7 protein-coding genes are annotated in these 7,083 nt (G+C 69.4%); all 7 read right to left on the bottom strand.

From position 1 onward, the window contains the following. Window positions 1-43 precede the first annotated feature (43 nt). Window positions 44-1,192: a glutamate 5-kinase gene (gene proB / locus RSA25_RS05005; RefSeq protein ID WP_332807806.1), complete on the bottom strand. Its 1,149-nt coding sequence runs from the start codon at window positions 1,190-1,192 to the stop codon at window positions 44-46. Between the two features lie 14 nt (window positions 1,193-1,206). Beyond that, on the bottom strand, window positions 1,207-1,467 hold the full coding sequence (locus RSA25_RS05000) for a YciI family protein (RefSeq protein ID WP_332807805.1): 261 nt from the start codon (window positions 1,465-1,467) through the stop codon (window positions 1,207-1,209). A 71-nt stretch (window positions 1,468-1,538) separates the two neighbouring features. Beyond that, window positions 1,539-2,834, bottom strand: a complete 1,296-nt coding sequence (gene argH, locus RSA25_RS04995) for an argininosuccinate lyase (RefSeq protein WP_332807804.1) — start codon at window positions 2,832-2,834, stop codon at window positions 1,539-1,541. A 75-nt stretch (window positions 2,835-2,909) separates the two neighbouring features. Next, entirely contained in the window at window positions 2,910-3,869 is a 960-nt protein-coding gene (gene argC, locus RSA25_RS04990) for an N-acetyl-gamma-glutamyl-phosphate reductase (protein WP_332807803.1), read from the bottom strand. Continuing rightward, window positions 3,866-4,465, bottom strand: coding sequence for a GNAT family protein (locus tag RSA25_RS04985; RefSeq protein WP_332807802.1), 600 nt, complete (start codon window positions 4,463-4,465; stop codon window positions 3,866-3,868). The genes argC and RSA25_RS04985 overlap by 4 nt, the downstream gene beginning before the upstream one ends. Window positions 4,466-4,469: 4 nt before the next feature. Next, the gene (locus tag RSA25_RS04980) at window positions 4,470-5,798 is read right to left on the bottom strand and encodes an acetylglutamate kinase (protein ID WP_332807801.1); all 1,329 of its coding nucleotides are present in this window, start codon (window positions 5,796-5,798) and stop codon (window positions 4,470-4,472) included. 73 nt (window positions 5,799-5,871) lie between these two features. Further along, window positions 5,872-6,960 (bottom strand): acetylornithine deacetylase, encoded by a 1,089-nt coding sequence (locus RSA25_RS04975; RefSeq protein WP_332807800.1) that lies wholly within the window; start codon window positions 6,958-6,960, stop codon window positions 5,872-5,874. Window positions 6,961-7,083 lie beyond the last annotated feature (123 nt).

Genomic DNA, 7,083 nt, shown 5'->3' with positions numbered 1-7,083 from the left:
GCCGCCATGCATGGCGTGGCGCTACCGTGGATGTGCTTACGCGTTACAGCAACACCAGGTCGTCGCGGTGGATCACGTTGCCACCGTAGTTGTAGCCGAGCACGCTTTCGATGTCGCGCGAGTGGCGGCCGGCGATGCGGCGGATGTCGCCGGCCGAGTACTGGCTGACGCCGCGCGCCAGGCGCACCTCGCCAGTGGCATCGCGCCGCCGTACTTCGACCATGTCGCCGCGGCGGAAGTCCCCATCGGCGCCACAGACGCCGCCGGGCAGCAGCGAGGCGCCCTTGTCGCGCAGTGCCTGGGCAGCCCCGTCGTCGACCAGGATCGCCCCCGGTTCCAGCGGCGCATGGCGCAGCCAGTACTTGCGCGCGGCCACGCGGGTCTGGCCGGCATGCACGCGCGTGCCGAACAGGCGGCCCTGCGCGAGCGCGCGCACCACCTCGCTGTCGCGACCGTTGAACAGGCAGGTGTCGATGCCGACCCGGCCGGCCTTGGCCGCCGCCTCGAGCTTGGTGTGCATGCCGCCGGTGCCGGCCCCGCTGCCGGCACCGCCAGCCATCGCCAGCACGTCGGTGGTCAGCTCGGGCACGTCGTGGATCGGTCGCGCCTGCGGGTCGCGGCGCGGGTCGGCGCTGTACAGACCATCGATGTCGGTGGCGATGAACAGCACGTCCGCGTCGATCAGCGCCGCCACCGTGGCGGCGAGGTTGTCGTTGTCGCCCAGCTTGAGTTCGTCCACCGAGACGGTGTCGTTCTCGTTGACCACCGGCAAGGCGCCCAGGCGCAGCAGTTCGCCCAGCGTGGCACGTGCGTTGAGGTAGCGGCGGCGGTTGCGCAGGTCGTCATGGGTGAGCAGCACCTGCGCCACCGGGCGTTCGAAAAAGCGCTGCCACAGGCCGATCAGCTGCGCCTGGCCCAGCGCGGCCAGCGCCTGGCGCGCGGCCATCGCCGCACCGGCCTCCAGCGCACGCGGCACGATCGCGCGGCCGGCGGCGACCGCCCCGGACGACACGAGCACCACCTCGCGCCCGGCCACCAGGTTGGCCGAGACGAACTGGGCCAGGCCCAGCGCATGGCGTGGCGACAGGCCACCGCCATCGGCGGCGAGCAGGCTGCTGCCCACCTTGAGTACCGCCCGCTTCCAGGGCGGTACGGGCTGTTCGGGAAACGGCGATTGCACGATCAGGGTCATCGGTGGCGTGCGCCTCAGCGCGTGTTCCATTCGTGGATGCGGGCGGTGGCGCTGCCGCGCAGCAGCAGCGGGTCGGTGTCCACCAGCGCCTGCGCGGCGGCCAGGTCGGCCACGTCCTGCAGCACGTAAGCCCCGCCGCTCTTGTCGCTGAAGCCACCGGTCAGCACAAGCTGGCCCTGCGCGCGCAGCTGGTCCAGGAAACGGACGTGCTCGGCGGCGGCGTCATCGCTGAAGGCCGGGGTGCGGGTCACCAGGACCAGGTAACAGGTTTTCATCCAGACTCCCTTGGCCGGGCGGTGCCCGGCATGCCATTGCGGAAACGGCGACCTCGCGGTCGCCGTCGTGATCACACCAGCGCGGCCCAGCGGGCGCGCAGGTCGTCCAGCCGCAGGTCGGCGGCCGCACCGGGCGACACGCGCGCGGCCAGGCTGCCTTCGGGGGTACGCCCCTGCCCCGCACTGTCCGCGCCGGCCGCGGCGGCCTTGTAGGCCTCGCGGAACGGCACGCCAGCCACGGCCGCTTCGACCGCCACGTCGGTGGCATACATGCCCGAGTCGATGGCCGCGCGCAGCTTGTCATCGCGCCATTCCAGGTTGGCCAGCAGCGCCGGCAGCAGCTCCAGCGCGGCCAGGCCACGGCCGAAGCCATGGAAGATGGCGCCCTTGCTGCTCTGCAGGTCGCGGTGGTAACCCGACGGCAGCGACAGCAGCTGCTCGATCTCGGTGCGCGCGGCGGCCACGCTGGCGTGGGTGGCGCGCATGAGTTCGATCACATCGGGGTTGCGCTTGTTGGGCATGATCGAGCTGCCGGTGGTGTACTGCGCCGGCAGCGCCACGAAGCCGAACTCGCCGCTGGTGAACAGCGACAGGTCCCAGGCGATGCGACGCAGGTCCAGGGTGGCACCGCCCAGCGCTTCCAGTGCGGCCAGCTCGAATTTGCCACGCGAGAGCTGCGCGTAGACTGGCGAGATCTGCATGCGCGCAAACCCGAGCGCGGCAGTGGTGTGCGCGCGGTCCAGCGGCAGGTTGACGCCGTAACCGGCGGCGGTGCCCAGCGGGTTGGCATCGATCAGCGCGAAGGTGTCATGGGCGCGCACCGCGTTGTCGATGAACGCCTCGGCCCAGCCGGCCCACCACATGCCCGCCGAGGACACCACGGCGCGCTGGATGTGGGTGTAGCCGGGCAGCGGCAGCGCCTTCTCGGCCTCGGCGCGGTCCAGCGCCACCTTGGCCACTTCGCGGCTCAGGCCGGCCACGTGCAGCAGCTTGTCCTTCAGCCACAGCCGGGTGGCCACCAGGATCTGGTCGTTGCGGCTGCGCCCGGTGTGGATCTTGCGGCCGGCATCGCCGAGGCGCTCGGTCAGGCGCGCTTCGATCGCCGAATGGCAATCCTCGAAACGTTCGTCCAGCACGAAGGCGCCGCTGCGGAAGTCCTCGCCCAGCACGTCCAGCTCGCGCAGCAGGCCCGCCAGCTCGTCGCCGGACAGGATGCCGATGTGCTGCAGCCCCTGCGCGTGCGCCTTGCTGGCGGCCACGTCGTAGAGGAAAAACTCGCGGTCCAGGATCACATCATCGCCGGCCAGGAACGCCTGGATGCGGGCGTCCACCGCCACGCCGGGCTTCTGCCACAGAAGGTCTGCCATGTCTTGCTCCGTTGGCGGAATCGCTCCGCCGGGTTGGGCGCGCCCGCTTGCCAGGGGCGCGACGGAAAGGGGAGTTCAGTGCGGGATCGAGGCCAGTTCGTCCAGGCCCAGGGCCAGGTTGAGGTTCTGCATGGCCTGGGTGGCCGCGCCCTTGAGCAGGTTGTCCAGGGTGGCCACCACCACCACGCGCTTGCCGCCGGGAGCCACGTCGAAGCCACCGATCTGCACGCCATGGCGGCCGGCGATCCGGCTCACCCACGGTGCCTCGTCGAGCACCTCGATCAGGGGCTCGTTGGCGTAGTACGCCTGGTACAGCGCGATGACGTCCTCGCGCTTGACCACCGTGTTGAGCCACAGGTTGACGGTCATGGTGATGCCACGGAAATGCGGTGCCACGTGCGGCATGAACTCCACCGGCACGCGCAGGTGCGCGGTGACTTCGCGCTCGTGCACGTGGTTGGTGAGCGCATAGGGCATCAGGTTGTCGCGCAGCAGCTCGGGGTTGTTCTTGTCCGAGGGCGTGGTGCCCGCGCCGGAGTAGCCGGACACGCCGAAGCACTGCGGCGGCCCGGCCAGCTGCTTGAGCAGCGGGCTGATCGCCAGCTGCATGGCGGTGGCATAGCAGCCCGGGTTGCTGATGTGCTTCTGGCCCAGGTAATCGCCACGGGTCAGTTCGGGCAGGCCGTAATACCAGCTCGGTTCGAAACGGTGGTCGGCCGACAGGTCCACGATCACCGTGTCCGGCGCGGCCGCCTCGAGCGCGGCCACGAACGGGGCGGCCAGGTTGTTGGGCAGCGCCAGGATCACCGCGTCCATGCCCTTGGCGGCCACGGCATCGGCGTCGAGGTTCTCGAAGGCGGCCACCGCATCGCCCGCCACCGGATAGTGATCGGCCACGCGCTGGCCGGCCAGTTCGCGCGAGGATACAAAGCCCAGCGTCAACCGCGGATGGGCCGCGATCAGCGCGATCAGCTCGGCGCCGGTATGGCCGCGGGCGCCGACCAGGCCGACGGTGTAGGTCTTGGGACTGCTCATGCGTGTGCGTCCAGGCGATCGCGGAGGCCGCGCTTCACTTGCGGCCATTCGCTGTCGATGATCGAGAAGACCACGGTATCGCGCGGGCTGCCGTCGGCGTGGCGTTTGTGGTTGCGCAGGATGCCATCCTGGCGGGCGCCCAGGCGTGCGATGGCGGTGCGCGAGGGGGTGTTGAACGTGCTCGTTTCCAGCACCACGCTCAGGCAGCCCAGGCGCTCGAAGGCATGGGTGAGCAGCATCAGCTTGGCCTCGGTGTTGACCCCGGTGCGCTGCGCGCGCGGCGCATACCAGGTGTAACCGATGCTCAGCCGTGGCACTTCTTCTTCCAGCCCGTAATAGCGGGTGGTGCCGACCACTTCACCGTCGGCATTGAGCACCGCGAACGGCAGCACCCTGCCCTCGGCCTGGGCCTGCAGCGCGGCCTGCACGTAGCCGGTCATGGTCTTGGCACTGGGCACGTTGGTGTACCAGAGCTCGGACAGCGCACCGTCGCCCAGGGCACCCCGCAGGCCGTCGATATGCGCCATCTGCAGCGGTTCCAGACGCACGTGGGTGCCATCCAGGGTGGGGACGCGGGTCCAGTCGGCATGGTTCATCGGGTCAGCCCTCCAGGCTCGGGGTGCGCGCCGCGCAATGTTCGACATAGCGGCGGATGCGCTCGAAACCATCGGCGCCAAACCAGAACACCTTCCAGGTGCCCTGCTTGTAGCAACCGTCGGACTCGGCATAGTAGAAATGGTTGATCGGGTTGCCATTGCGCGAGCGCCAGAACAGCTGCGGGGTTTCCTCCAGCATCACATTCCACACCGCGCGGCCCAGGCCTTCGCCCTGCGCATCGTCGAGCACGGCAAACTTGTCCAGGTACACGCCTTCGGCCTCGTCGGTGAGGATCACCGCGGCGCGGTAGTTCTCGCTGACGTAGGCGCGCAGCAGGCGGGTCTTGTCAAAGTAATCGGGCACCAGGGTGCGGCCGAAGCTGGATTCGATCAGGCCCTTCAGCCGCGGCAGGTCCAGTTCGGCCCAGGTGGTGGCGCGCAGCACCTTCTCGCCCTTGCGCACCAGCGTGCCCGAGCCCTTGTGGGTGAACAGTTCCTTGGCCAGGTCCGCCGGCCGGGTGATCGACACCGACGACTCCAGCGGCAGGCGGTCCAGCAGGTCCTTGATCTGCTCGATCTTCACCTTCATGCCGCCGTGGATCCACGGCTGGGCGATGAGGTGGTCGTACTCGGTGGACAGGTTGATCGAGTCGATCACCTTGCCTTCCTCATCGAGCAGGCCGCCGGTGCCGGTGAGGAAGATGATCTTGTAGGGCTGCAGTTCCTGGACCAGTTCGTTGGCGGCGAAATCGGCGTTGACGTTGAGGATCTGGCCACAGCGGGTTTCGCCCAGGCTGGTGATCACCGGGATCGAGCCGGCGCGCAGGCTGGCCTCGATCGGGGCGAGGTTGACCCGCTTCACTTCACCGACCAGGCCGTAGGTATCCACGTCCAGGTACTCGGCCTCGAACACGCCGCCGGTGATGGAGGTGGCACGCGCGCCATTCTGCTGCAGCGCCTCCACCAGCTGCAGGTTGGAGGCCTGGAACACCCGGCGCACGATCGCCAGGCCTTCCGGCGAGGTCACGCGCAGGCCGTTCACCGTTTCCTTGACGATGCCCGCCGCCGACAACTCGGCATCCAGCTGCGGGCCGGCACCGTGCAGCACGATCGGGGTCAGCCCGACTTCCTGCAGGAAGGACAGCGAGGAGGTCAGCGCGTCCAGGTCGTCACGCAGGACCGCCCCGCCCACCTTGACCACGGCGAAACGCTTGGCGTCCACCTGCGAAAAGCGCTTGAGGTACTGGCTGATCTCCTTCGCGCTGGCCATGCTGGAGAGCAGGCGCACGATGGTCTGGCGGGTCTGGCGGTGGGGCTGGAGGGAAGAAGGCATTTCAGTTTCGTCACAGGCGGCCGGGGCCGCGATGGAAGGTCCGTCAGTGGCAGGCCACGACGGCGACATGGGCTCAGGCGCCCTGGGCGATGATGTGGTGGACCGATTCGGCGTAGCGCTGAAGCTGCGCAAGCGTCACGAACTCATCGGCGGTGTGGGCCTGGGCGATATCGCCCGGGCCGTACACCAGCGTGGTGTAGCCGCCGGCGGAAAACAGCGAGGCCTCGGTCCAGAAGTCCACGGCGTTGCCGATCGGGATATCCAGTGCGTCGGCCACGTCGCGCGCGGCCAGGCGACGGTGTTCCGCCTCGGCGATATCGCCGGCCGGGAAACTGGGCCCGCGGAAGGTCTCGGTGAACAGGGCCGCGTCCGGTTCGGCGAACCCGGCAAAGGTGGCCAGCAGCGCGTCGATGTCCATCGACGGCAGCGGGCGGAAGCCGAACCGCACTTCGGCCGCCGGGGCGATCATGTTGGCCTTGATGCCGCCTTCCACGCGCCCGATGTTGAAGCGCAGGCCGGTCAGGCCACCAAAGCGTGCATGCGACAGCGATTCCACGTGATCCAGCGCGCGGTTGCCCCAGCGCATCGCCTGGTGCAGCGCACTGGCCGCCGCGTCCTGCTTGCCCGAGGCATGCCCGGCGCGGCCCTTGAACTGCATCAGCACCGAACTGATGCCCCGATGCGCCAGCACCGCCTCGCTCATGGTCGGTTCGGCCACCAGCACCGCCTCGTAGGGGATGCCACGGGCCAGGAAGGCGGCGATGCAGCGCGGGTCGTTGGCTTCCTCGTCGCTGGAAAACAGGAACGCCGCATCGCCGTCGCTGGCGTTGGCGGCCGCCACCAGGGCCGCGGCCGCGCCCTTGATGTCGCACACGCCCAGGCCGACCACGCGGTCGTCCAGGCGCCGCATCACGTGCGGATCGGCCGACCAGTGCGGCGAGTCCGGCACGGTGTCCAGGTGCACGTTGAACAGGTACTTCGGCGTGCCGCGCACGGCATACAGGCTGACCGCGCCCTCGCCATGGTCGATCACCTCCACGTTGAACCCGGGCAGGTTGGCGCGCAGGTAATCGAAGATGCCGCCGGTGGTGATGGCCCGCGGCGGATTGCGCGTGTCGAAGGACACCAGGGCCTGCAGGTGATCGAGCGTCTGTTCAAGCATGTGTCTGAGCATCCGTAGGGTTCAAAATCGGTAGTGCCGGCCCCGGGGCCGGCCCCGCCGAAAAACCCCCGGCCCCCCCCCCGCCCCCCGCCCGCCCACCCCCCCCCCCCGGGGTGGAGGCGC

The sequence above is a fragment of the Stenotrophomonas sp. genome, from assembly GCF_036662295.1.
GTDB lineage: Bacteria > Pseudomonadota > Gammaproteobacteria > Xanthomonadales > Xanthomonadaceae > Stenotrophomonas.
This window is presented reverse-complemented; position numbering and strand designations above follow the sequence as displayed.